This window comes from Arthrobacter halodurans (genome assembly GCF_041877255.1).
GTDB lineage: Bacteria > Actinomycetota > Actinomycetes > Actinomycetales > Micrococcaceae > Arthrobacter_N > Arthrobacter_N halodurans.
In genome coordinates, this window is record NZ_JBHDLJ010000009.1 from 52,340 (window position 1) to 76,883 (window position 24,544).

At 72.2% G+C, this 24,544-nt stretch carries 15 protein-coding genes; 4 read left to right on the forward strand and 11 right to left on the reverse strand.

Annotated elements, in window-relative coordinates; translation table 11 throughout:
* Window positions 1-98 precede the first annotated feature (98 nt).
* On the forward strand, window positions 99-3,707 hold the full coding sequence (gene mfd / locus ACETWP_RS11710; RefSeq protein ID WP_373972431.1) for a transcription-repair coupling factor: 3,609 nt from the start codon (window positions 99-101) through the stop codon (window positions 3,705-3,707).
* Window positions 3,708-3,810: 103 nt separating this feature from the next.
* Here mfd and ACETWP_RS11715 read toward each other — a convergent pair whose 3' ends face one another.
* From ACETWP_RS11715 to ACETWP_RS11740, 6 genes are all read right to left on the reverse strand, one after another.
* A complete protein-coding gene (locus tag ACETWP_RS11715) occupies window positions 3,811-4,239 on the reverse strand; it encodes a universal stress protein (protein ID WP_373972432.1) in 429 nt (142 codons plus the stop codon).
* 122 nt (window positions 4,240-4,361) lie between these two features.
* A complete protein-coding gene (locus ACETWP_RS11720; RefSeq protein ID WP_373972433.1) occupies window positions 4,362-4,730 on the reverse strand; it encodes a YtxH domain-containing protein in 369 nt (122 codons plus the stop codon).
* 162 nt (window positions 4,731-4,892) lie between these two features.
* Window positions 4,893-5,156, reverse strand: a complete 264-nt coding sequence (locus tag ACETWP_RS11725) for a hypothetical protein (RefSeq protein WP_373972434.1) — start codon at window positions 5,154-5,156, stop codon at window positions 4,893-4,895.
* A gap of 50 nt (window positions 5,157-5,206) precedes the next feature.
* On the reverse strand, window positions 5,207-5,911 hold the full coding sequence (gene deoC / locus ACETWP_RS11730; protein WP_373972435.1) for a deoxyribose-phosphate aldolase: 705 nt from the start codon (window positions 5,909-5,911) through the stop codon (window positions 5,207-5,209).
* A 38-nt stretch (window positions 5,912-5,949) separates the two neighbouring features.
* Entirely contained in the window at window positions 5,950-7,716 is a 1,767-nt protein-coding gene (locus ACETWP_RS11735) for a phospho-sugar mutase (protein WP_373972436.1), read from the reverse strand.
* 77 nt (window positions 7,717-7,793) lie between these two features.
* Window positions 7,794-8,603 (reverse strand): purine-nucleoside phosphorylase, encoded by an 810-nt coding sequence (locus ACETWP_RS11740; RefSeq protein ID WP_373972437.1) that lies wholly within the window; start codon window positions 8,601-8,603, stop codon window positions 7,794-7,796.
* Between the two features lie 86 nt (window positions 8,604-8,689).
* Between ACETWP_RS11740 and ACETWP_RS11745 the strand changes: the two genes are divergently transcribed.
* From ACETWP_RS11745 to ACETWP_RS11755, 3 genes are all read left to right on the forward strand, one after another.
* On the forward strand, window positions 8,690-10,093 hold the full coding sequence (locus ACETWP_RS11745) for an NAD(P)H-quinone dehydrogenase (RefSeq protein ID WP_373972438.1): 1,404 nt from the start codon (window positions 8,690-8,692) through the stop codon (window positions 10,091-10,093).
* A 129-nt stretch (window positions 10,094-10,222) separates the two neighbouring features.
* Window positions 10,223-11,611 carry an MFS transporter gene (locus tag ACETWP_RS11750; protein WP_373972439.1) on the forward strand — a complete coding sequence of 463 codons (1,389 nt, stop codon included), beginning with the start codon at window positions 10,223-10,225 and terminating at the stop codon, window positions 11,609-11,611.
* Window positions 11,612-11,972: 361 nt separating this feature from the next.
* The gene (locus ACETWP_RS11755; protein ID WP_373972440.1) at window positions 11,973-12,275 is read left to right on the forward strand and encodes a DUF4193 domain-containing protein; all 303 of its coding nucleotides are present in this window, start codon (window positions 11,973-11,975) and stop codon (window positions 12,273-12,275) included.
* A gap of 148 nt (window positions 12,276-12,423) precedes the next feature.
* On the opposite strand, the gene ACETWP_RS11760 is transcribed toward ACETWP_RS11755, so the two are convergent.
* The 5 genes from ACETWP_RS11760 to ACETWP_RS11780 form a co-directional block, all read right to left on the reverse strand.
* Window positions 12,424-17,559 (reverse strand): peroxidase family protein, encoded by a 5,136-nt coding sequence (locus ACETWP_RS11760; RefSeq protein WP_373972441.1) that lies wholly within the window; start codon window positions 17,557-17,559, stop codon window positions 12,424-12,426.
* A gap of 252 nt (window positions 17,560-17,811) precedes the next feature.
* Window positions 17,812-19,584 (reverse strand): acetyl/propionyl/methylcrotonyl-CoA carboxylase subunit alpha, encoded by a 1,773-nt coding sequence (locus ACETWP_RS11765; protein ID WP_373972442.1) that lies wholly within the window; start codon window positions 19,582-19,584, stop codon window positions 17,812-17,814.
* A gap of 137 nt (window positions 19,585-19,721) precedes the next feature.
* On the reverse strand, window positions 19,722-20,363 hold the full coding sequence (locus ACETWP_RS11770) for a Maf family protein (protein ID WP_373972495.1): 642 nt from the start codon (window positions 20,361-20,363) through the stop codon (window positions 19,722-19,724).
* 50 nt (window positions 20,364-20,413) lie between these two features.
* Window positions 20,414-23,842 (reverse strand): MMPL family transporter, encoded by a 3,429-nt coding sequence (locus ACETWP_RS11775; RefSeq protein WP_373972443.1) that lies wholly within the window; start codon window positions 23,840-23,842, stop codon window positions 20,414-20,416.
* 3 nt (window positions 23,843-23,845) lie between these two features.
* Complete coding sequence (locus ACETWP_RS11780) at window positions 23,846-24,508, reverse strand: TetR/AcrR family transcriptional regulator (protein ID WP_373972444.1); 663 nt, start codon at window positions 24,506-24,508, stop codon at window positions 23,846-23,848.
* Between the last annotated feature and the right edge of the window lie 36 nt (window positions 24,509-24,544).

Here is a 24,544-nt window from a genome sequence, read left to right on the forward strand (position 1 = left end):
GAGCCGGGGAACCGAGGCGGTAAGCTGGAAATCCACCCCGGCGTCCGCAAGGACCTCGGGCTTTTGTGCTGTCTGCCGGATCCCGGAAGGAACCCCCCATGGCCCTCACTGGCCTCCGCACGGCCCTCGCCGCCGATCCGTCGTACGCGCGCGTGCGCGCCTACGCCTCGAACCCGTTCGCCGCGCGGAGCCAGGACCTGGAGGTCGCGGCGCCGGCCGGCCTGCGGGCCGCGCTGGTCGCCGAGGCTGCGGACGGCCTGGCCGCCGGCGGATCGGGGGGCGGCCCCGCCGTCGTGCTGGCCGTGACCGCGACGGGCCGCGAGTCCGAGGACCTCGCGGCGGCCCTGCGCGCCTACCTCCCGCCGGAGTCCATCGCCGAGTTCCCCAGCTGGGAGACCCTGCCCCACGAGCGCCTGTCCCCGCGGTCGGACACCGTGGGGCGGCGCCTGAACCTGCTGCGGCGCCTGCGGCACCCCGACGGGACGCTGAAGGTCGTCGTCGCGCCGATCCGCGCCGTGGTCCAGCCGCTTGTGGACGGGCTCGGGGACCTCAGGCCGGTCCACCTGCGGACGGGCGACGAGAAGCCGTTCGCCGACGTCGTGCGTGAGCTCGCCGACGCGGCCTACGCCCGGGTCGACATGGTCACGCACCGCGGCGAGTTCGCCGTCCGCGGCGGCATCCTGGACGTCTTCCCGCCCACGGAGGACCACCCGGTGCGCATCGAGTTCTTCGGCGACGAGGTGGAGCAGATGCGCTGGTTCGCGGTCGCCGACCAGCGTTCGTTCACCACCGCGGAGGCCGAGGCCGCCGGGCCCGCGGAGCTGTACGCGCCGCCGTGCCGCGAGCTGCTCATCACCCCGTCCGTGATGTCCCGCGCCGCGAAGCTGAAACCGGCGATGCCCGCGGCCGCGGACCTGCTGGAGAAGATCGCCGGCGGCATCGCCGTGGAGGGCATGGAGTCCCTCGCCCCCGTCCTGGTCGACGCGATGGTCCCCTTCCTGTCCCAGCTGCCCGGAAACTCGATCGCGGTCGTGATGGAGCCCGAGCGCGTCCGCGCGCGCGCCCACGACCTGGCCGCGACGAACGAGGAGTTCCTCGCCGCCGCGTGGTCCACCGCGTCCGATGGCGGGACGGCCCCCGTGGACCTGGTGCAGGCCGCGGCCGTGACGGCGTCCCTGGACGCCGGCAACTTCTCCTCGCTGGCCGACACCCGTGCCACGGCCCTGGCCTCCTCGGTCAGCTGGTGGTCGGTGACCTCCCTGGCGCGCGACGGCGAGCTGGTGCTCGACGTGGACAGCGTGACCGTCGCGGCGCGGGAGCCCCGGGGCTACCAGGGCGATGTCGCGGAGATGATGGAGTTCATCGGCGGACGGATCCGGGACGACTGGCGGGTCGTGGTGGCCACTGACGGGCCGGGCCCCGCGCAACGGCTCGCCGAGCTCTTCCACGACGCCGGCATCCCGTGCCACCGCGTCGAATCCCTCGACGCCGCCCCGACGGCCGGGCTCATCGAGATCACCACCGCGGTCGCCGGCCGCGGCTTCGTCTTCGACGGACTGAAGCTCGGGCTGCTGACCGAGGCCGACCTGCTCGGGCGCTCCAGCGCCTACTCGGCCAAGAGCGGCCGGAAGCTGGCGGTGAAGCGCCGCAACGCGGTCGATCCGCTGCAGCTGTCCGAGGGCGACTTCGTGGTCCACGAGCAGCACGGCATCGCGCGCTTCGTCGAGCTCCTGCAGCGCAAGGTGGGCGGGGGATCGGGCGCGGGCGCCATGCGCGAGTACATGGTGCTCGAGTACGCGCCGGCGAAGCGCGGGGCCCCCGGCGACCGGCTGTTCGTTCCGACGGACCAGCTGGACCAGGTCACGCGCTACGTGGGCGGGGAGACGCCCGCGCTGTCCAAGATGGGCGGCTCGGACTGGTCCAACACCAAGTCCAAGGCGCGGCGCGCGGTCAAGGAGATCGCCGGCGAGCTCATCCGGCTGTATTCGGCGCGCATGGCCTCCCGCGGGCACGCGTTCGCCCGGGACACCCCGTGGCAGCATGAGCTGGAGGAGGCGTTCCCCTTCAACGAGACCCCGGACCAGCTGACCACGATCAACGAGGTCAAGGCGGACATGGAGCGGGAGATCCCGATGGACCGCCTCGTCTCCGGCGACGTCGGCTTCGGGAAGACCGAGATCGCGGTCCGCGCGGCGTTCAAGGCCGTCCAGGACGGCAAGCAGGTCGCCGTGCTGGTGCCCACGACCCTGCTCGCGCGCCAGCACCACGAGACCTTCGCCGAGCGCTTCTCCGGGTTCCCCGTCCGGGTGAGGTCGCTCTCGCGCTTCCAGACGGCCAAGGAGGCCAAGGAGGTGGTCGAGGGGTTGCGGAACGGCTCGGTGGACGTCGTGATCGGCACCCACCGGCTGCTGTCCAAGGAGGTCCAGTTCAAGGACCTGGGCCTGGTGGTCGTGGACGAGGAGCAGCGTTTCGGCGTCGAGCACAAGGAGGCGCTGAAGAAGATGCGCACGAACGTCGACGTCCTCGCGATGTCGGCGACCCCGATCCCGCGCACCCTGGAGATGTCGCTGACGGGCATCCGCGAGACCTCGACCCTGGCGACGCCGCCGGAGGAGCGGCACCCCGTGCTGACCTACGTCGGGGCGTACACGGACAAGCAGGTCACGGCGGCGATCCGCCGCGAGCTGATGCGCGAGGGCCAGGTGTTCTTCGTGCACAACCGGGTCTCCTCGATCGACCGGGTCGCCGCGCAGCTGCGCGAGCTGGTGCCCGAGGCCCGGGTGGAGGTCGCGCACGGCAAGATGAGCGAGGCCCGCCTGGAGCAGATCATCGTGGACTTCTGGGAGCGGAAGTTCGACGTCCTGGTGTCCACCACGATCATCGAGACGGGGCTGGACATCTCCAACGCCAACACGCTGATCGTGGACCGCGCGGACGCGTACGGGCTCTCCCAGCTCCACCAGCTGCGCGGCCGCGTGGGCCGCGGCCGCGAGCGCGCCTACTCCTACTTCCTGTGGAACGCGGAGAAGCCGCTCGGGGAGGTGGCGCTGGAGCGGCTGAAGGCGGTGGCCGCGCACAACGAGCTCGGCTCCGGCTTCCAGCTGGCCATGAAGGACCTGGAGATCCGCGGCGCCGGCAACCTGCTCGGCGGCGAGCAGTCCGGGCACATCGCGGGCGTGGGGTTCGACCTCTACATCCGGCTCGTGGGCGAGGCCGTCGCCGACTTCAAGGGGGACGCGGAGGAGAAGGTCGCCGACATGAAGATCGAGCTGCCGGTCAACGCGCACCTCCCGCACGACTACGTGCCGGGGGAGAGGCTCCGCCTCGAGGCCTACCGCAAGCTCGCGGCCGCGAACGACGGCGCGGCCATCGACGCGGTCGTGGAGGAGCTGGTGGACCGCTACGGCGAGCCGCCCGCCCCCGTCCAGAACCTCGTCGAGGTCGCGCGCTTCCGGGTGCGGGCGCGCGCCGCCGGCCTCACGGACGTGGCGCTGCAGGGGAACTTCATCAAGTTCGCCCCCGCCGACCTGCCGGAGTCCCGGGAACTGAGGCTGGCGCGGATGTACCGCGGGGCCCAGCACAAGCCGGCGCTGAACGCGGTCCTCGTCCCGAAGCCGAAGACCGCGGCCGTCGGCGGCCGGGACCTGGCCGACGCCGAGATCCTGGAGTGGGCGGGCGGGGTGCTGCACTCGATCTTCGAGGAGTAGGCCGGCGGCGGTCCGCCCGGCGCGCTGCCGCCGGCACGACGTCGCACGCCGGCACGACGTCGCACCCGCCGGCCCGCCGCGGCTCGCCGGCCGCGCCGTCGGCTCAGCGGGCGATGACCACCGGGCACTTGGCGTGCGCCGCGACGTTGGCCGAGACGGAGCCGAGGATCATGCCCTTGAATCCGCCGCGGCCCCGCGTGCCCAACACGATCATGGCGGCGTCCTTGCTCCGGTCCACGAGCTGCTGCGTCGACGGACCCATCGCGAGGCGCAGCGAGAGGTTGGCCGGGCGGTCCTCGCCGAAGGCCTCCTCGATGGTGCTTTCCAGGCCCGTGCGCGCCTCCGTCTCCGGGTCCCAGCCGGTGGGCTCGTACTGTTCGAAGGCGGTATGCACCTGCCACGCCGCGAAGGCCTCCAGGTCGAGGCCGAGCGCGTCGGCGAGCTTGCGCCCGTAGCGCAGGGCGGTGATCGACTGGGGCGAACCGTCCACCCCGACGACGACGTGCTGGGAGGTTGCGGCGGAATCGGACATGGCGCTTCCTTTCGTCGCCGCCACCGGCCCAATGCCCGGCGGCGGATGGTTGGCACCAGAGTACGCCGAAAGGCCCCCGCCCTCTACGGATAGTAGAAGACGGGGGCCCTTCGCGGGCGGACCTAGCGGGCCGCGGCCGGACCGGACGGCGTGGCGCCGCCCTCGTCCGACCAGTCGTGGCCGGGATCCGTCGCGAGCGCGGGATCCGACACGTGGTCCTGCGCGGGCGACTCGGCGTTGCCGTGGGTGACCGACCCGGCGGTCTCCTTCACCTTGTGCGCGACGCTGGTCGCGGCGGCGCCCACGGCCGCGCTGACCTCGGGGGCCTTCTGCTTGAGGGTCTCGCCCAGGCCGCTGAGCTTCTCCTGGGTCCGCGGATCCTCCCAGAGGTCGCGTGCACTGACCTTCATCTTGTCGTAGGACTCACGGCCGGACCGCGTCCCGAAGATGTAGCCAGCCGCTGCGCCGGCAAGGAACGTAAAGATGCGCACGTCAGTCCTCCTGTGGTCGTCGGCCCCAGCGGGGCATCGACCTCCACCATAGCGGCAGCGGCGTGTCCCCCGCCACGCGGGGAGACGCGAAAGGGAGCCGCGCCCTGTGGGCGTTGCTCCCTTGCTCCCGGGGCCGAGGGCCCCGCGCGGCGTAGTGGCCCGCTACCTCTTGGCCCGCACCGCGACGGCGGCGGAACGCTCGGTCTGATGCGAGTTCGAGCGGCCCAGCACGTGCTGCGGGATCAGGAAGGCCAGTGCCGCCAGGACCAGGCAGGCGATCCCCGGCCACCAGGCGTTCTCCAGCGTCCAGAAGGACAACACGTAGATCGCGCCGATGAACAGGATGAACATCGCCGCGAAGGCGACGAAGTTGCCGACGAAATTGCCCTGGCCGGAATAGGCCTTGTTCTGGCCGTCTGAGTACACAGCGATTCTCCTTGTTGACGTGCGATCCGCACTGTCCGCAGGCGTCTGCGTCAGTAGCCGGTCGTTCCCTGTTCTCCCTCTACAATAGCAACTCCGGAGCTGGCGCCGAGCCGCGTCGCCCCGGCCGCGATGAGGGCACGCGCGTCCGCCAGGGACCGGACCCCGCCGGAGGCCTTGACGCCCAGTTCGGGGCCGACGGCGCGGCGCATGAGCCCGATGTCGGCGACCGTGGCGCCGCCGCCGGCGAAGCCCGTGGACGTCTTCACGAAGTCCGCGCCGGCCTCGACGGCCGCCTCGCAGGCAAGGACCTTCTGCGCGTCGTCGAGCAGCGAGGTTTCGATGATGACCTTGAGGATCGCCCCGCCGTCGTGCACCTCCCGGGCCACGCCCCCGATGTCCGCGACGAGCGCGGCCCTGTCGCCGCGCTTCGCGGCGGCGATGTCGATGACCATGTCGATCTCCGCCGCGCCGTCGGCGATGGCGCCGCGGGCCTCGAAGGCCTTGGACGCCGTCGTCGTGGCGCCGAAGGGGAAACCGATCACGGAGCAGGTCAGCACGCCCGAGCCGGCGAGGGCCCGGGCCACGGTCGCGACCCACAGCGGGTTGACGCAGACGGACTTGAACCGGTACCGGCCCGCCTCGTCGGCGATCCGCAGGATGTCCTCGCGGGAGGCGTCGGGCTTGAGCAGCGTGTGGTCGATGTAGGCGGCGATCTCGGCGCCCGTCGTGGGGGCGTGGTTCTCCGGCGCGGTCATGGGTTTCTCCTTCGGTCGTGGGTGTGTGGTGGTGGCGGCTAGAGGCCGAGCGCGTCGCGGACGTCCGCGACGACGGCGTCGAGCCGCCCGCGGGCCGCGGCGCGGGCCGCGGGCAGCTCGTCGGCGGAGGAGACGTGCGCGACCACTTCGAGGTAGCACTTGAGCTTGGGCTCGGTGCCGCTGGGCCGCACGATCACCCGCGTCTCGTCCGCCGTGAGGTAGAGCATGCCGTCGGTGGGCGGCAGGTCGCCGCCCTCGGCGAGGTCCACGGCGGCGACGACCTCGGAGCCGCCCAGCGAGGCGGGCGTGCGGGAGCGCAGCCGGCCCATCATGGCGCCGAGGAGGTCCAGCGACTGGACACGCACCGAGAGCTGATCCGTGGCGTGCAGTCCGTGGACGAGGGCCAGCTCGTCCAGCGCCTCCGGGATGGAACGCCCGTCCGCCTTGAGCTCCTCGGCCAGCTCCGCGAGGAGCAGCGCCGCGGAGATGCCGTCCTTGTCGCGGACCAGATCGGGGGCGACGCAGTAGCCGAGGGCCTCCTCGTAGCCGTAGGCCAGGTCCGGGACCCGTGCGATCCACTTGAAGCCGGTCAGGGTGGTGCGGTGTTCCAGGCCGTGGGCGGCGGCGATCCGCGCGAGCTGGCGCGAGGAGACGATCGAGCTCGCGAAGACCCCGGCGGGGGCCGCCGCGGTCCCGCCGGCGGCGGCCCGCGCCGCCCGGCGCGCGGCGACGTGCTCCCCGAGCAGCGATCCCACCTCGTTGCCGCGCAGCATGCGCCAGCCCTGCCCGGGGAACTCGACGGCCACGGCGCAGCGGTCCGCGTCCGGATCGTTCGCGACGACCAGGTCGGCCCCCTCGCGGGACGCCTGCTCCAGGGCGAGGTCCATGGCCCCGGGCTCCTCGGGGTTGGGGAAGTCGACGGTCGGGAAGTCGGGGTCGGGGTGCGCCTGCGCCTCCACCAGCCGGACGTCGGTGAACCCGGAGGCGGCGAAGACGCGCCCCATGGTGTCCCCGCCGACGCCGTGCAGGGGAGTCAGCACGATCCGCAACCCGCCGGGCGCCCGCCCCGCCGCGGGGGCGAGGGCGGCGACCGCCTCCACGTACCGGGCCTGGACGTCGCCCTCCTGGCCCGCGCCCGGAAGGACCGTCCAGCCGGAGTCGGCCAGGGGGATCGCGGACAACGGGAGGCCGTGCTCGATGCGGCGCGCAATGTCGGCGTCCATCGGGGCGACGATCTGGGCGCCCCGGCCCGCCCCGGCGACGGCACGGCCGCCGAGGTAGACCTTGTACCCGTTGTCCTGCGGCGGGTTGTGGCTCGCGGTGACCATCACGCCCGCCTCGCAGTCCAGGGCGCGGACCGCCCAGGCCAGCACCGGCGTGGGCAGCCGGTCCGGCAGCAGGAACGTGTCGACGCCGGCCGCGGTGAGCACCGCGGCGGTGTCCAGGGCGAAGGCGTCCGACTTGTGGCGGGCGTCGTAGCCGACGACGGCGCGCGGCGTGTACGCGCCCGCCGCCGAGTCGAGAAGGTAGCGCGCGAGCCCCGCGGCGGTGCGCCGCACCACGGCGCGGTTCATGCGGTTCGGGCCCGCGCCGAGGGCCGCGCGGAGCCCGGCGGTCCCGAACTCCAGCGGGCCGCCGAAGCGGTCGGCCAGGTCCGCGAGCGCGGCGGGCGAACCGGCGTCGTCCGCCCCGGCCGCGGCCGCCAGCGCGCGCAGTTCCGCCGCGGTGTCGGCGTCCGGGTCCTCCGCGGCCCAGCCGTCCGCCGCCGAGAGGAGGGTGGACCGTTCGTCTGCTGTGGGGTTCATGGCTTTCTTCGGGGTGCGGGCAGCGGCCGTTGCCGGTGCGGGGGACGGGCGGGTGGGAATCCGGGGGACCGGCGGCGCTAGACGCGGTCCACGATGTCGGCGAGCAGCCGGGAGATCCGCGGTCCGGCGGCCTGGCCGGCGTCGATGACCTCGTCGTGGCTGAGCGGCACCGGGCTGATGCCGGCGGCCAGGTTCGTCACCAGCGAGATGCCGAAGACCTCCATCCCGGCGTGCCGTGCGGCGATCGCCTCGAGCGCCGTGGACATGCCCACCAGGTCGGCGCCGATGGTCTTGGCGTACCGGACCTCCGCCGGCGTCTCGTAGTGCGGCCCGGTGAACTGGGCGTACACCCCCTCCTCGAGCGACGGATCGACCTCCCGGGCGAGGTCGCGGAGGCGGCGCGAGTACAGGTCGGTCAGGTCCACGAAGGTCGCCCCCTCCAGCGGGGAGGCGGCGGTGAGGTTCAGGTGGTCGCTGATGAGCACCGGGGTTCCCGGCGTCCAGTCCTCGTTGAGGCCGCCGCAGCCGTTGGTCAGGACCAGGGTCCCGCAGCCCGCCGCGGCGGCGGTGCGGACGCCGTGCACGACGGCCCGGACACCCCGGCCCTCGTAGAAGTGGGTCCGCGCCCCCAGGACCAGGATGCGGCGTCCCGTGGGGGTCACCACGGACCGGATCGTCCCGACGTGGCCCACCACCGCGGGCGCGTGGAAGCCCGGGATGCCGTCCGCGGGCAAGGCATGGGTCGTCTCCCCGAGGAGGTCGGCGGCCTCCCCCCAACCGGAGCCGAGCACCAGGGCGGTGTCGTGCCGGTCGACGCCGGTCTGCTCGGCGATGGCGGAGGCGGCCTCGGCGGCCAGGACGAAGGGGTCGTGTTCTCGTTCGCTCACCCGACCAACCTACCGGGCGCGGCGCGGTATCGGCAGGAGCCGTGCCGGTGTGCAAGTGGGAGGCCCGTGGGGAACAATGGTCTCTCGTGACGGCACAACATGATTTCAGCGCCCATCGACTCGTGATCCTCGGCGGCGGCCCGGGCGGCTACGAGGCGGCCATCGTCGGCGCCCACCTCGGGGCGCAGGTGACGATCGTCGAGCGCCACGGCATGGGCGGCTCGGCGGTCCTGACCGACGTCGTCCCGTCGAAGACGCTCATCGCCACCGCGGACGCGATGCGCCGCGTGGCGGGGGCGCGCGAGTTCGGCGTGCGGGTCGGCGGGGACAGCGACGCGTCGGCGGACCTGTCGGTCGTCAACTCGCGCCTGCTCGCGCTGGCCAAGGACCAGTCCACGGACATCCACACGGGACTCGAGCGCGCCGGCGTGCGGGTCGTGCTGGGCGAGGGGCGGCTGCTGGACCACCAGCGGGTCCAGGTGGACCGGGCCGACGGCTCCCAGGAGACGATCGAGGCCGACGCACTGCTGCTGGCCGTCGGCGCGCACGCCCGGGAGCTGCCCACCGCGAGGCCGGACGGGGAACGCATCTTCAACTGGACCCAGGTCTACAACCTGCAGGAGATCCCCGAGCACCTGATCGTCATCGGCTCGGGCGTCACCGGGGCCGAGTTCGCCTCGGCCTACAACATGCTGGGCACCAAGGTGACCCTGGTGTCCTCGCGCGACCGCGTGCTGCCGGGCGAGGACGCGGACGCCGCCCAGGTCCTCGAGGGCGTCTTCAAGGCCAACGGCGTCAACGTCGTGTCGCGGTCCCGCGCCGAGGGCGTCGAGCGCATCGGGGACGGAGTGCGCGTCACCCTCTCCGACGGGCGCACCATCGACGGCAGCCACTGCCTGGTCGCCGTCGGCGGCATCCCCAACACCGCGGGCATCGGTCTGGAGGGCGCAGGCGTGGCCCTGACCGAGAGCGGCCACATCAAGGTCGACGGCGTCTCCCGCACCACCGCGCCCAACGTCTACGCCGCCGGCGACTGCACCGGCGTGTTCGCCCTGGCCTCCGTGGCCGCCATGCAGGGCCGCATCGCCATGGCGCACCTGCTCGGCGACAGCGTGCGCCCGCTGAAGCTGCACGAGGTCTCATCCAACATCTTCACGAGCCCGGAGATCGCGACCGTGGGCGTCACCGAGCAGCAGGTGGCCGAGGGGAAGTACCAGGCCGACATCATCAAGCTGGACCTGGCGACCAACGCGCGGGCGAAGATGATGAACGTCACCGAGGGCTTCGTGAAGATCATCGCGCGGCGCGGCTCGGGCACGGTGATCGGCGGGGTCGTCGTCGCCCCCCGCGCCTCGGAACTGATCTTCCCGATCGCGCTGGCCGTGCACAACCGGCTCCACGTGGACGACATCGCGGAGACGTTCACGGTGTACCCGTCCCTGAGCGGCTCGGTCTCCGAGGCGGCGCGCCGGCTCCACGTGCACCTGTAGCACCGGGGACCCACACCGGGTCCGGCACCGGGGGAGTGTCCAGCATGTGGACAGGTTGTCCGTCATATGGTCACTGGATCTAGGATTCCTAGGCAACCACCATCGTCCATCCGGAGAGGGACCCCCACAGTGTCCACCCCAGCACCAGCCAAGCCGGCGAAGGCGAACACGCGCGGCCGCGTCATCTTCGCCAGCCTCATCGGCACCACGATCGAGTTCTACGACTTCTACGCGTACGCCACGGCGTCCGTGCTGGTCTTCCCGGCGCTGTTCTTCCCGAACCAGTCGAACATCAACGCGATCCTCAGCTCCTTCGCCATCTTCGGCGTCGCCTTCATCGCGCGTCCCCTGGGGTCCATCGTCTTCGGGCACTTCGGCGACAAGTTCGGCCGCAAGGGCACGCTGGTCGCCTCGCTGCTGACCATGGGCATCGCGACGTTCCTCATCGGCTTCCTGCCGCCGGCCGCCGGCGCGTTCGTGATCCTCGCGCCGCTGATGCTCGTGATCCTGCGCTTCTGCCAGGGCCTGGCGCTCGGTGGCGAGTGGTCCGGCGCCGCCCTGCTGGCCACGGAGAACGCCCCGCCGAACAAGCGGGCGATCTACGGGACGTTCCCGCAGCTGGGGGCGCCGATCGGCTTCATCATCGCCAACCTGATCTTCGTCGGGCTGCAGCTGTCGCTCACCCCCGAGGAGTTCCTGGACTGGGGCTGGCGCGTGCCGTTCATCCTCTCCGCGGTGCTCGTCGCCGTCGGTCTCTACATCCGGCTCAAGCTGGTCGAGTCCGTTTCCTTCCAGAACGTCGTCAAGCAGGACAAGGTCGCCAAGTCCCCGCTGAAGGACACGTTCAAGTACCACTGGCGCCCCGTCGTCGCCGGCACGTTCATCATGTTCGCCACGTACGTGCTCTTCTACCTGATGACGTCCTTCACGCTGACCTACGGCACCGCGGCGGCCGATCCCGCGGTCGCCGCCGCGGCCGCCGAGAAGGCGGGCAAGACGTTCGACGCCGCGTCCTTCGTGCCGGGACTGGGCATCGCGCGCACCGAGTTCCTCTGGATGCTCATCCTCGGCGTCGTCTTCTTCGGCATCTTCACCGTCGTCTCCGGGCCGCTGGCCGAGCGCTATGGCCGCCGCAAGTTCCTCATGGTCGTCACCGTCGGGATCCTGCTGTTCGGCGCCAGCTGGACGCTGATGTTCGGCCCCGGCAAGGGGGCCGCCATGGCCGGCCTGATCATCGGTTTCACGCTGATGGGGCTGACGTTCGGCCCGATGGCGGCGATCCTGCCCGAGCTCTTCCCGGCGAATGTCCGCTACACCGGCTCCGCGATCGCGTACAACCTCTCCTCGGTGATCGGCGCCGCCCCGGCGTCGTTCGTGGCGATCGCCCTGTGGCAGGCGGGCGGGGGCAACACCGTGTGGGTGGGCATCTACCTCGCGGGCGCAGCCGTGCTCACGCTCATCGCCCTCTGGATGACGGCCGAGACGCGCGACCGCGACTACGAGAACAACGTGGCCTAGCCCGGACCACGCGGCGCCCCGGCGCCACCGCGACGGCGGCACCCCCACCCGGGGGTGCCGCCGTTCGCTCGTGACGGAACTCTCCCCGGGCGCCTACCGTCCCGACGCACGGTGGGTTACCCCAGGCGGCGCCCGCGCACGGACGTGGGCCGGAGAGGCCGGGATCCGCGCCGTTCCGGGCGCGGGCACGGCGGAGGCCGCCAGCGGGATCCGCCCGGAACGACCGGGTCGTGGGGCGCCCGGCACCCGGTGGCACCGCCGGATCGGCCGCGGATTGCGCCCAGAGAAAATACGGGCTGTCGCGGCGCCCGGCGTGTGTTTTACTGTTCAATCCCCCTATGGAGTGAAGGAACATGCGCGCATGGCAACTGACTACGATGAAATCCGCCCCGATGTGGCCGAGGCACGCAACGCCACGCTGAAGGCGGTGCAGTCGGCGAACTCGCCGGATGCCCGCAGCGTCTCCGCCGACCTCGACGAGACCGAGAACCTGGACGGCGTCGAGCTGCCCGGCGCCGACCTCTCCAACGAAGAGCTGACGGTCACCGTCGTCCCGCAGGGCGAGGACGAGTTCACGTGTTCGTCGTGCTTCCTGGTGCGGCACCGCTCGCAGCTCCACCGCGAGAGCAACGGCCAGCGCTTCTGCGTGGAGTGCGAGAGCTAAAGTCCCCCGGGGGCCGTCCGCCCGGGCCGGACGGACGAAAAAGGCGGCGCCACCCCCAGGGGGTGGCGCCGCCTTTGCCGTGCGGTGATGCCGGTCCGGGCCTTCGGGGGTGGCCGGGCGCCTCGCGGCGTCCGGCCACCCCGTGGGGCTACGGGGTCAGCGGATCCGTCGCCGGCGACGGCTGCTGCTCGATCGTCGCGACCGTGCCTTCCGTCTGTCCGGAGACGTGCTGCGTGGTCGCGCCCTCGGCGTCGGCGATGGTGACCTTCACCTGGACCGATGCCCCGGCCTCCGCGTCCGTGATGGTGAACTCACCGGTGTCGTTGCTCTGGGTGGTGAGTCCGACCTCGGTCTTGGCCGCGTCCTGGGCGATCACCTGGAGCTCGAAGGTCGCCTCGCCGCCGGCCGGAACCGCGCCGTCGTTGAGGTTCGCATCGAAGGTGGCGCCGTCGACCGGTGCCTCGGTGGTTGCCGGGGTCACCGTGACCTCGGCGATCTCCACGGCCGCGGGTGCGGCCCCGGTGATGTCGACCACCGTGTCGGAGAACTGCAGCCGCTCGACGTTGCGCAGGTAGTCGACGCGAGTGTCGTCGGTGTTGTGCGCGACCTCGACGACGCCGTCGGCCAGTTCGGTGATGGTGAACTGGTCGCTGGCCTCCGCGTAGACGATCGTGTCGGTGCCGTTGGTGGCGGCGTCGGCGTTCATGATCCGGCGCTCCATCTCCAGCTCGCCCGGGTTGATGGTCCGGTTGAAGATCCGGGCCGTGAACGCGTTCATGCTGGCGGCCCGCTCGACGACCGCGCCGCTGGCGTCCCGGCGGACGATGTTGGCGTCCAGCCAGGCGTCGCCGTCGACGAAGTTGCGCCCGGCCCGGGGCTCGATGGTGTCGTTGCCGGCACCACCCATGAGGATGTTGTTGTTCATGTCGTCCTCGGTCCAGGGCTCGCTGTCCAGGAACGGCACGGCGTACGCCGGCGTGGTCCCGCCGCCCAGGAGGTCGCGGAGGCCGTCGACCCGATCCAGGTGCTCCTGCGTCATGCGGTGGCCGTAGCCGAGCAGGTTGATCTGGGGATCGGTGAAGGCGTCCCGGTTCTGGCTGCCGCGGATCACATCGTTGCCGTTGTAGCCGGAGAAGGCCTCGACGTCCAGGTAGCGGTCCGTCACGGCGCTTTCGGTGCCGGGGATGATCTGGATGGCGTCCAGGTCCGCGGTGATCGCGAAGCCGTACTTGGCGTAGGACACCCAGTCGAAGCCCAGCTGGCCGCTGAACCGCTCCGTGCCGGAGCTGCCGAGCATGACGTCGTCGCCACCCTCCGCGTCGTGGTCGTTGTTGCCGTTGCCGCCCAGGAGGACGTCGTGGCCGCCGTGCGCGAGGGCCGGGTCGTTCATCATGGTGTTGCTCAGGTCACCGACCATGAGGTCGTTGCCCGGGCCACCCTCGACCCAGTCGTCGCCCTCGTCGCCGCGCAGGTTGTCGAACCCGGTGGAACCGAGGACGAAGTCGTCGTCGATGCCGGCGAAGGCCGTGGTGTTGTCCTGCCCGCCGACGATGAAGTCGGTGCCGGAGCCTCCGAAGAGCAGGTCTCCCACGCCCGGACCGCCGTTGAGCGCGTCGTTGCCGGCCTCGCCCTGCAGCCGGTCGCCGTCCCCGAAGAGGTCCGTGATGATGTCGTCGCCGTCTCCGCCCATCAGGGCGTCGACGCCGTCGTCACCCTCGATGCGGTCGTTGCCGCCCTTGCCCCAGACGGAGTCGTCGCCGATGCCGCCGCGGATGTTGGACGCGACGTCGGTGTCCTGGATGACCACGTGCTCGCCACCCGGGAAGCGCCACTGCCCGGCCGCGCTGCCGGTCAGGCCGGCGGTGTTCAGTTCCGCCTGCGGGCGGTCCAGGTCGAACGTGAGCTGCGGCGACGCGAAGACGTCGTGCGGGACGCGGTCGGCCGTCGTGTTGCGCAGCACGATCTGGGACAGCGAGTTCGCCTCCAGGGTGTGGAACAGGCTGTTGCCCAGGTTGCGGGTCAGGTAGTAGAACCGGTCGCCGTTCTGCAGGTCCTCGAGCTGCTTCTCGAAGACGTGGTTGAACGAGGATCCGAGCATGGCCCCGAAGACGAAGGGCTTCTCGGCCAGTCCGCCCATCCACAGGTCGACCTCGTTGAGGCCGGTGTCCGCGGCGGGGGCGTTCATGAACGCGGTGTCGGCGGCCAGCGCCTCTCCCGCGGTGCGCTTGGCGGCCAGGGTGGTCGCGTCCGTGACCGTCGGGTGGTTGCCGTACGCGGCGATGAAGTTGCCGATGGACTCGGGGTTCTTCATCGACAGCCGGAAGTCCTCCCAGCTGGTGTAGGGCTCGAGCGTCGTGTCGTTGGTCTCCGCGAAGAAGGCCGCGCGCGCCGTCTGCATCGACGGGACGCCCGCCTCGCGGGCCCGGGCCATGTTGATGGCCGGGAGGTCCAGCGGAAGGCCCAGGAGCTTGTTCCGCAGGGTGTCGGTCACGAACTCGTCGACGCCGCTGGCGGTCTGGTTGGCCAGGCCCTTCAGGATGCCGCCGGCGGACGCGTCCGCCGTGAGTGCCGTGCCGTCGGGGGCCGTGGCGAACGCGGTCGGATTCAGGAACGCGTCCAGCAGCGGCACCTCGGTGATCGCGCCGTTGTGCTCACGCGGGATGGACTCCGTCAGCATGGAGTGCCCGAAGCGGTAGACCGCGTGGGCGAACTCGGCCGAGATCGAGGAGTTCACGTCCGGCTGGTAGGAGTTCTCGTTGACCACAACCGGATCGATCGCGGGGGACACGCGGCGCGCGAACTCCTCGAACACCAGGTGCTGGTACTGCATCTCGGTGAAGAACCGGCCGGCCTGGAAGAGGCGCTCGCCGTAGTCCCAGAAACCGTCCTCCTGGAAACGGGTCAGAAGTTCGCCGCCGATCTCGGTCTCCAGCACGTCCTGGATCTGGTCCGTCGCCCGGTTGTGCTCCGAGTGGAACACGTGGTGGACGGCGGTGAGGCCGATGTTCTCGTTGCCGCGCCCGTCGCCCGTGATGTAGTGGGCGCCGAGGGCGTCGTTGTCGTAGCCCGGGATGACGACGCCGTCCTGGCCGACCGTGTCGGCGGCCGGGGTGGCCCCGTGCGCGATGTCGTCCAGGAACGACGCGTTGGCCGTGAGGACGCCGTCGGTGGAGATCGGCGCCGCCGGGTTGCCCTCGCGCAGCTCGCCCTCGAAGGCGAACTGGGCCTGGCCGTTGGCGCCGAGCAGGAGGTGGCCGTACTGGTCGGTGGCGACCAGCGGGACGTCGAGGACGTCGAAGTCGTCCAGCGCGACGCCGAGCATGGTGGCCGCCTGGGCCTTGACCTCGTTCCAGGTCGGCAGCCCGCCGTCGGCACCGTCGAGCAGGTGCCCGGTGGGAACCGGCGACCCGTTGACCATCTCGTACTCCCGGAGGAACGCCTGGTGCGACGCGTGGGAGGTGTAGGTCTGGTTCTGGTCGACGAACGGGGTGGTCCGGTTGATGTGCTCGCGGCCGTTGCCGTCGGCGCCCGTGTCGATGGTGGCGCGGGTCAGGGTCAGGAAGTTGGTCCTGGAGCCCGGGACGTACAGCGGATCGTCCGGCTCGAGCGGCATCACGACGGTGCCGTTGCCGCCCTTGGAGACCAGGTCGAGACCGTGGTCGAAGAACTGGCCGAAGATGACGAACAGGCTGGTCGCCGAGGCGGAGAGGCCCTCGTCGGTCGCGATGTCCGGGATGAAGATGCTCGCGTCGCCGAAGGTGTCCGTCAGCTGCGTCTCGAGATCGGAGGAGACGGCCGTGGGGCTGCCCAGGATCACGACCCGCTGCGGGGTGAGGCGCTCGAGCTCCGCCAGGACGGGGTCCGTGAGCACGCCGTTGGTGGCGACGAGGAGCAGCGGTGCGCCGTCCTTGCCGGCCACGGGGGCGGCCGCCAGGCCGTCCGGGAACAGCGCGCCGGTGGCGATGTAGACCGTGTCCGCCGGGCTGGTGAAGTAGCGTGCCGACAGGAGCGCGGAGGTCTCGTAGCGGTCGCCGCCGCCGACGCGCACGGTCGGCGCGATGCCTTCGAGCTCCGTCTGCACAGCCGCGCCGACGACGACCTCGGACCCGACGATGACGATCTCGGCCGGGTCGAGCCGGTTGAGCTCGGCGAGCGTGGAGGAGGGGATGGAGCCCTCTTCCACCAGCAGCACGGGGTGCCCGTCGCGCGAGGCCACGGCCCCGGCGGCCAGGGCGTCCGGGAAGTTGCGTCCGGTCGCGATGTAGACTCGTCCGACGCCCGGGCTGAACGTGGCGGCGCTGATCGCGGCGGCGGTGTCGAAGCGGGTGGCGCCGGCGAGCCGGGTCACCGATCCGGCCGTGAAGCCGGCCAGCTCGGCCTCGACGTCGGCGTTGACGGCGTCGGGCGAGCCCACGATGACGATGTTCTGGGGCGCCAGGCGCTCCAGCTCGGTGGCGATGACACTCGGGATGTTGGCGGTGTTCACCAGCAGGATCGGTCCGCCGCCCGCGGTGGCCGCCGGGCCGGCGGCCAGCGCGTCCGGGAAGAGGTCGCCGCGGGCGATGAAGACGGTCTCCACGCCCGGGGCGAAGTTCTCGCGGCTGATGGCGGCCGCGGTGTCCCACCGCGTGGCGCCGAAGGTGCGGTCGACGGCCCCGATGCCGGCCGGCACCGCGCCCTCGACGCGGGCCGCGACCGCGGCCGCCGCCGGGTTGGCGGAGGTCTGGTCGACGATGAGGTTGCTGATGGTGCGCGGCTCCGAGTCGTAGACGAAACCGGAGGTCTGCTCGTAGCTCGTCGCCGCGCCGGGGTTCGGCGTGTTGTTGCCGGGCGCGAACGGGGGGGTGACCCCCGCTTCCTTGTACTCGGCGTCGAGCAGGCGCGGGAAGGTCTCCTGTGCCGTGCCGAAGCCCTCCTGGCCCTCCATGAGGTTGTTCCAGCGTCCGTCGACGGTGCGCAGGCCATGCGGCAGCACCGGCGACCCCACGCAGGGGTCGCCGGTGCTGTCGGTGAAGGTCTGGGTCGCGACGTCGAAGGTCCTGCCGTCGCCGCAGAGCGGTGACGCGTCGGGCTCCGGGATGGCCCGCTCTGCGTGGGCCTCCGCGATGTCGATCTGCTTGATGAGGAATTCCAGGTCGGTCTGGGTGACGTTGAAGTCCTGACCGGGCGGAGGGGCGGCGAGCGCCCCGCCTGCGGGAACGAGCGTCCCCGCGATCACCACGGCGAGACCGGTGGCGACAGCCCCCAGCTTCCTCCCCGTTTTTTGGCGCGAATGAGTATGCATTTGTGTTTACTCCCCAAGCTCATGGCCCGACGCGAAGTCGCCAGATGGGCCCCCCAATAGGCTGCGAGTCTCCGGCCCAACAACTCACCCAAAGGCCGGAATCGTCACAGTGGGATCAGTATGCACGGTGGTCAACTCCCTGTAAAGGACTTTCCCTTCGACGAGGTAATCAATTTCCCGGCGGGGGCCGGCCGGGCGCGCGACAAGGGCGGCGCGGGTCCCGGGACCCGCGCCGCCCTTGTCAGAACCGGGTCAGGACTCGATGGTCGCCAGCACCGCACCGGCCGAGACCGTGTCCCCGGCGACGGCGGTCAGGCCCGCGACCGTGCCCGACTTGTGCGCCATGAGCGGCTGCTCCATCTTCATCGCCTCGAGCACGACGACGAGGTCGCCCTCCGCGACGGCGTCGCCGTCGGCCACGGCGACCTTGACGATGGTGCCCTGCATGGGCGAGGCGAGGTCGTCGCCCGAGGCGGCCGTCGCCGCTCCGCCGCCGCGCGCGGCCCGCTTCTTCTTCGGCTTGCCGTTGGCCCGGCCGGGAACGCCGCCGCCGAGGCCGGCCGGGAGGACGACCTCGAGGCGCCGGCCGGCCACCTCGACGGTCACGCGCTGCCGTTCGCCGGCGTCGGCGTCGTCGCCGGCCCCGCCGGAGGGGGACCAGGGTTCGATCGTGTTGTCGAACTCCGTCTCGATCCACCGCGTGTGGACGGAGAAGGGCCCGTCTTGGGGGACGAAGGCGGGGTCGGCCATGACCGCGCGGTGGAACGGGAGGACGGTGGGCATGCCCTCGATGGTCAGTTCGGCGAGGGCGCGGCGGGCGCGCTGGGCCGCCTGGGCGCGGGTGGCCCCGGTGACGATGAGCTTGGCGATCATGGAGTCGAAGTTGCCGGAGACGGCCTCACCCTCCTCGACGCCGGAATCCACGCGGACGCCCGGACCGCTGGGGAGGCGCAGGGTCGAGATCGTCCCGGGGGTGGGCATGAAGCCGCGCCCGGCGTCCTCGCCGTTGATGCGGAACTCGAAGGAGTGTCCGCGCACCTCGGGATCGGCGTAGCCCAACTCCTCGCCGCGGGCCAGCCGGAACTGCTCGCGGACCAGGTCGATGCCGGTGACCTCCTCCGACACGGGGTGCTCAACCTGCAGGCGCGTGTTCACCTCCAGGAACGAGATGACGCCGTCCTGACCCACGAGGAACTCGCAGGTTCCCGCGCCGACGTAGCCGGCCTCGCGGAGGATCGCCTTCGAGGCCCGGTAGATCCTCTCGTTCTGCTCCGCGGTGAGGAACGGCGCGGGCGCCTCCTCGACGAGCTTCTGGTTGCGCCGCTGCAGCGAGCAGTCGCGGGTGGAGACCACCACGACGTTGCCGAAGGAGTCCGCCAGGCACTGGGTCTCCACGTGCCGGGGCGCGTCGAGGAAGCGCTCGACGAAGCACTCCCCGCGGCCGAAGGCGGCCGTCGCCTCGCGCACGGCGGACTCGTAGAGCTCGGGGATCTCGTCCCGGACCCGCGCGACCTTGATGCCGCGGCCGCCGCCGCCGTAGGCGGCCTTGATGGCGAGCGGGAGGCCGTGGTGGTCGGCGAACTCGAGGACCTCCCGCGTGCTGTGCACGGGGTCCTTCGTACCGGGAACCAGCGGGGCGCCGACGCGCTCGGCGATGTGCCGGGCCTGGACCTTGTCGCCGAGCTGGGCGATGGCCTCCGGGGGCGGGCCGATCCAGACCAGGCCGGCCTCGACGACGCGCCGGGCGAAGTCCGCGTTCTCGGACAGGAAGCCGTAGCCGGGATGCACCGCATCGGCGCCCGAGCGCGCGGCCGCCTCCAGGATCTTGTCCATCACCAGGTAGGAGTCGGCGGCGGTGTCGCCACCGAGGGCGTAGGCCTCGTCCGCCAGCCGGACGTGGAGCGCGTCGCGGTCGGAATCCGCGTAGACGGCGACCGAGGCGATGCCCTCGTCGCGGGCGGCCCGGATCACCCGGACGGCGATCTCGCCGCGGTTGGCGATGAGGACCTTGGTCAACTGGGTCATGGCGTGGTGTTCTCCTTCACGTGGCTGTTCTGGAGCCTACCCGCGCTTGGAGGATCCCCACGTGCCGCACGCGGACCACCGGGGAGTCGGCGCGCGATTTTTGTAGGGAACCTACAAGCCTGCCGCGATGGGCGCGGTCAGGACCAGAGGTCCGTCACGGAAAGTTCCGCGGAGGCCAGCAGCCGGCGCAGCGTGGAGACGGACACGCCGACGACGGCGTGCGGGTCCCCTTCGACGCTGCGGAGGAAGGCCGCGCCGCGCCCGTCGATCGTGAATCCCCCCGCGCAGGGCAGGGGTTCGCCGGTGGCCACGTAGGCCGCGATCTCGTCGTCGCTCGCGTCCTCGAAGTGCACGGTGGCGGACGAGACCGCGCCGACGGTCGCCCCGGTGCCGCCGTCCTCCGGGTCCTCGGAGCGGTTGTCGATCAGCCAGTGCCCGGTGTGCAGCACCCCGGACTTCCCGCGCATCGCGCGCCAGCGCTCCGCGGCGACGTCCCCGGTGTGCGGCTTGCCGTAGGACGCGCCGTCGAATTCGAAGACGGAGTCGCAGCCCAAGACGACGGCCCCGTCGGTCTCCTCGAGCCCCGCGACGGCCTCGGCCTTGGCCCGGGCGAGCAGCAGCGAGGTGTCGTGCGCGTCCAGCGCGCCGTGCTGCTCGACGGCGGAGCGCAGCACGGCGTCCTCGTCGACCGCCGAGACGACGACCTCGAAGGCGATGCCGGCGTCCGCGAGGATCCTGGCCCGTCCGGGGGACGCGGAGGCCAGTACCAGGAGGGGCAGTCCCTCGGCGTCGGAGGGGGCGGGGGAAGCGTGGTCGGCGGGAGCGTTCGTCATGCACCCACCGTAGTCTTCCCGCGGCCCTCGCCGTGCCCGTCCGGATCCCCGTCGTCGAACGGGAACCAGTCGTTGTCGCCCGGGACCCGTCCGTCGCCGTCCCCGCCGTCCCACGGGGCGCCGCGCCCGGCGGCGTTGTCGAGCCGCGCACCCTCCACGTCCACGTCCGGCAGGATGCGGTCCAGCCAGCGCGGGATGTACCAGGCCTTGTCGCCGAGCAGGTGCATCACGGCGGGCGTGATGGTCATCCGCACCACGAACGCGTCGATCAGCACGCCCACGGCCAAGGCGAAGCCGATGGCGCGGATCATGCTCATGTGCGAGAAGACGAACCCGGCGAACACGCTGCCCATGATCAGGGCGGCGGCCGTGACGACCGGCGCGGCGTGCGCGAAGCCGGAGCGCACCGCGGCGCGCGCGCCGCCCCCGTGCGCGTACGCCTCCCGCATCCCGGAGACGAGGAACACCTGGTAGTCCATCGCGAGGCCGAACAGGATGCCCGTCAGGAGGATCGGCAGGAAGCTCATGATCGGCCCCGGGTTGTGCACGCCGAAGACGTCACCCAGCCAGCCCCACTGGTACACCGCGACGGTCGCGCCGAACGCCGCGGCGAGCGAGAGCAGGAATCCGGCCGTCGCCAGCAAGGGGACCACGACGGAGCGGAACACGAGCAGCAGGAGGATCAGGGACAGGCCCACCACGATCGCCAGGTACGGAACCAGGGCCTGGGCGAGCTTCTCGGAGACGTCGATCTGCGCGGTGACCTGGCCGGTCGGCGCGATCGTGGCCCCGGTCCCCGCCTCGATGGCGTCGGAGGAGTCGCGCAGGGTGTGCACCAGCGACTCCGTCGCCTGGCTGGCCGGGCCCTCGGACGGGATCACCTGCAGGACGCCGACCGTGTTCGCCGCGTTGGTGCCCACGGGCACGGCCGCGACCGTGCCGTCGATGGCGCGCAGCCGGTCGGCGACGTCGAGCAGCTTGATCTCGGCGGCGTCGGCGTCGAGTCCCTCCGGCAGGTCCGCCACGACGATGATGGGGCCGTTGTAGCCCCCGCCGAATCCGTCGCTGATCCGCTGGTAGGCCTGGTAGGCGCTCGAGTCCGCCGGCTCGGCCCCGCCGTCGGGCAGCGCCGTGCGCAGCTGGGCCGCGGGCAGCGCGGCGATGGCCAGGACGAGGACTCCGACGACGGCGGCCAACAGCGGGCGCCGGGTGACGATCGCGCCCCAGCCGCGGGAGCCGTCGTCGTTCCCGTGGCGGGCCGCGGACGCCGCCGCGGACCCGGCCTTCGCCCAGGCCCGGCGGCTGATCAGCCGCGGGCCGATGACGCCGAGCAGCGCCGGGGTCAGCGTGATGGCGATGAGCACGGACAGCGCGACCGTGAAGGCGGCCGAGAGCCCGAGGATCGTGAGGAAGGGCAGCCCGGGGACGGCCAGGGCGGAGAGCGCGATCACCACCGTCAGGCCGGCGAAGACGACGGCGTTGCCGCTCGTGCCGGTGGCGCGGCCGATCGACTCCTCCAGCTCCATGCCGTCGAGCAGCTGCCGGCGGTGCCGGTGCACGATGAACAGGGAGTAGTCGATGCCCACGGCCAGGCCCAGCATCAGCGCCAGCGCGGGGGTGATCGAGGCCATCTCGATGACGCTGGAGAGCGCGAGCGTCCCGCCGACCCCGGCGGCGACGCCGAGGATGGCCATCAGGAGCGGGAGCCCGGCTGCGACCAGCGTCCCGAGCATCACCAGCAGCACGACGGCGGCGACGGCGATGCCGATGATCTCCGCGATGCCGAAGACGGAGGAGAGGTCCTGGACGATCTCCTTGGAGTAGTAGACCTCCACGCCGCTCGCCTCCGGGGCGCCGGCCAGCTCCTGGATCCGTTCGCGGACCTCGGGCGTCAGGGCGTCGGTGCTGCCGACGAAGCTCACGCTGACGGCCGCGGTGGAGCCGTCGGAGGAAATGAAGCGCATGCCGTCGGTGGAGGCGGCGCGGCGCTCCCCGACCGAGAGCCGCGCCTCGCCGTCGGCCAGCTCCGCCTCGGCCTCGCGGAGCTCGCGCTCCGCGGCGGGAAGGCGCTTCTCCTCGGCGTCGAGCCGGCGTTCGCCGGCCGCGAGCTCGGCCTCGTTGGCCTCGATCTCCCGCAGCCCCGCGGCGATCCGGGCCTCGTTGGCCGCGACCCGGGCCGCGCCGTCGTCCAGTTCCTGCTCTCCGGCCGCGAGTTCGGCGGCCCCGCCGGCCACCTGGCGCTCGCTGGCGGCGATCTCCGCCCACCCCGCGCCCAGTTCCTTCTTGGCCGCGGCCAGCCGGGAGCGCGCCTCCGCGAGCTTGCCCTCCTGGGCCTTGAGGTCCGTCCGCCCGGCGGCCAGGGCGGCCGCCCCGTCGTCGAGCTGCCGGTCGGTTGCGCGGAGCCGGGCCACCGATTCGGCGCTGCCGTCCAGCTGCCGCCGCTGCGCCGCGAGGTCGGCCCGCGCGGCGTCGATCTGCGCGAGCCGCGCATCGAGGTCCTCCGGCGCGGGGTCCTGGGCCTCGAGCCGCGCCTCGTCCGCGTCGAGCGCGGCGCCCGTGTCGTCGAGCCGCTGCTGTCCGGCCTGCAGGGCGGACTCGGCCTGGGTGAGCGTCGCGACGCCGAGCGCGCCGGTCAGCTCGGCGACCCCGGCGTCGTACTGCCGGCGGCCCTCGGCGAGTTCGGCCTCCCGGGCAGAGAGCCGCCGGGCGCCGTCGGCCAGCTGGGCGGCTCCCGCGTTCGCCTGCGCGATCCCCGCGTCGTAGTCGCGCTGTCCGGCGGACAGGCGGGCCTTGCCGGCCGCGAGCTTGCGCTGCCCGTCCTCGACCTGCGCCCGCGCCGCGGCGAGTTCCGCCCGTCCGTTCGCGAGCTCGGACTTCGCGGCCTCGAGCTGTCCGGCGCCGGACTCCAGTTCCTTCCGGCCCTCGGCGAGCCGCTTCTTGCCGTCGGCGATCTCGGTGCGTCCCTCGGCCAGCTGCTTCCGTCCGTCGGCCAGCTGTGCCCAGCCGTCCTCGATCCGGGCGCGCCCGTCCGCCAGCTCCCGGCGCGCCTCGGCCAGGGTTTCCCCGGCGGAGTCGAGGTCGGACTGCAGGGCGAAGGGATCGCGGACGTCCTCGACGTCCTCGAGGGTCTCCAGGCCCGTGAGCGCGGTCTTGACCGCGTCGCGCTGTTCGGCGGTGAACTCCGTGCCGTCGGGCGCGCGGTACACGATCGATCCCGTGCCGCCGGCGAACTCCGGGAGTTCGGTCTTCAGCTTGTCCAGCGTGAGCTGGGTCGGGGTGCCCGGGATGGAGAAGCTGTTGGAGAGGGTGCCCATGAAGGCCGCCGCGGCGACGCCGATGAGCAGCAGCACCGCGGTCCAGGCGGCGACGAACCACCAGCGGCGCCGGTAGGCCGTGCGGCCGAGGCGGTAGAGGAAGGAGGCCACGGGTCAGGCCTTTCGTTCGGGGGCCGCGCCGGCCTGGATGCGGAGTGTCGGGAAACCGTCGCGGAGCTGGGACAGCGCCTCGGCGAGATGGTGCTGGAGCGCGGCGAGGGAGGAGTCGGAGAGGTCGCCCGCGTGGTGGTGGGCCCAGTGTGCGAAGGCGGCCTTGCCGGCGCCGACCACCGAGTGGGCGAAGACCGTCGCCTCCAGCGACTCCGAGCGCGGGACGCGCCCGAGCACGGTCTCCACCAGCCGGGACGCGCAGTTCTCCCAGGTCTCGAGCTGGAGCCGGTTGAGCTGGGGCGTGTCGGCGGAGAGCACGAACAGCTCCGCCACCGGTGCGAGCGCCCGGCGGTCCGCCAGGCTGCGCATGGCCAGCACGGCGGCCTCCATGATCGGCATGTCCGCGGGTAGCTCCTCGAGCTGGCGGAGGGCCAACTCGAGGAAGACCTCGGTGGGCACGTTCAGCGCGGCCTCGACGGTGGGGAAGTAGTTGAACAGTGTCCTGCGGGAGACGCCGGCGGCGTCGGCGACGCGGTCGGCGGTGACCGCGGACGGTCCCTCGGAGCGCAGCAGGCCGAGCGCGGCGTCCGCGATCGCGGCGCGGGTCGCGGCCTTGTTCTGTTCGCGGCGGGACGGGGACTCGGCGGGGGCCGTCGGTGGGGACATGGAATTTACACTACGTGCAAGTTTGCACGCCGTGCA

Bases quoted from the DNA above. Each gene is read 5' to 3' on its own strand.
- mfd (WP_373972431.1), top strand. From the start codon at position 99: ATGGCCCTCACTGGCCTCCGCACGGCCCTCGCCGCCGATCCGTCGTAC.
- ACETWP_RS11715 (WP_373972432.1), bottom strand. From the start codon at position 4,239: ATGTCCGATTCCGCCGCAACCTCCCAGCACGTCGTCGTCGGGGTGGAC.
- deoC (WP_373972435.1), bottom strand. From the start codon at position 5,911: ATGACCGCGCCGGAGAACCACGCCCCCACGACGGGCGCCGAGATCGCC.
- ACETWP_RS11735 (WP_373972436.1), bottom strand. From the start codon at position 7,716: ATGAACCCCACAGCAGACGAACGGTCCACCCTCCTCTCGGCGGCGGAC.
- ACETWP_RS11755 (WP_373972440.1), top strand. From the start codon at position 11,973: ATGGCAACTGACTACGATGAAATCCGCCCCGATGTGGCCGAGGCACGC.
- ACETWP_RS11760 (WP_373972441.1), bottom strand. From the start codon at position 17,559: ATGCATACTCATTCGCGCCAAAAAACGGGGAGGAAGCTGGGGGCTGTC.
- ACETWP_RS11765 (WP_373972442.1), bottom strand. From the start codon at position 19,584: ATGACCCAGTTGACCAAGGTCCTCATCGCCAACCGCGGCGAGATCGCC.
- ACETWP_RS11780 (WP_373972444.1), bottom strand. From the start codon at position 24,508: ATGTCCCCACCGACGGCCCCCGCCGAGTCCCCGTCCCGCCGCGAACAG.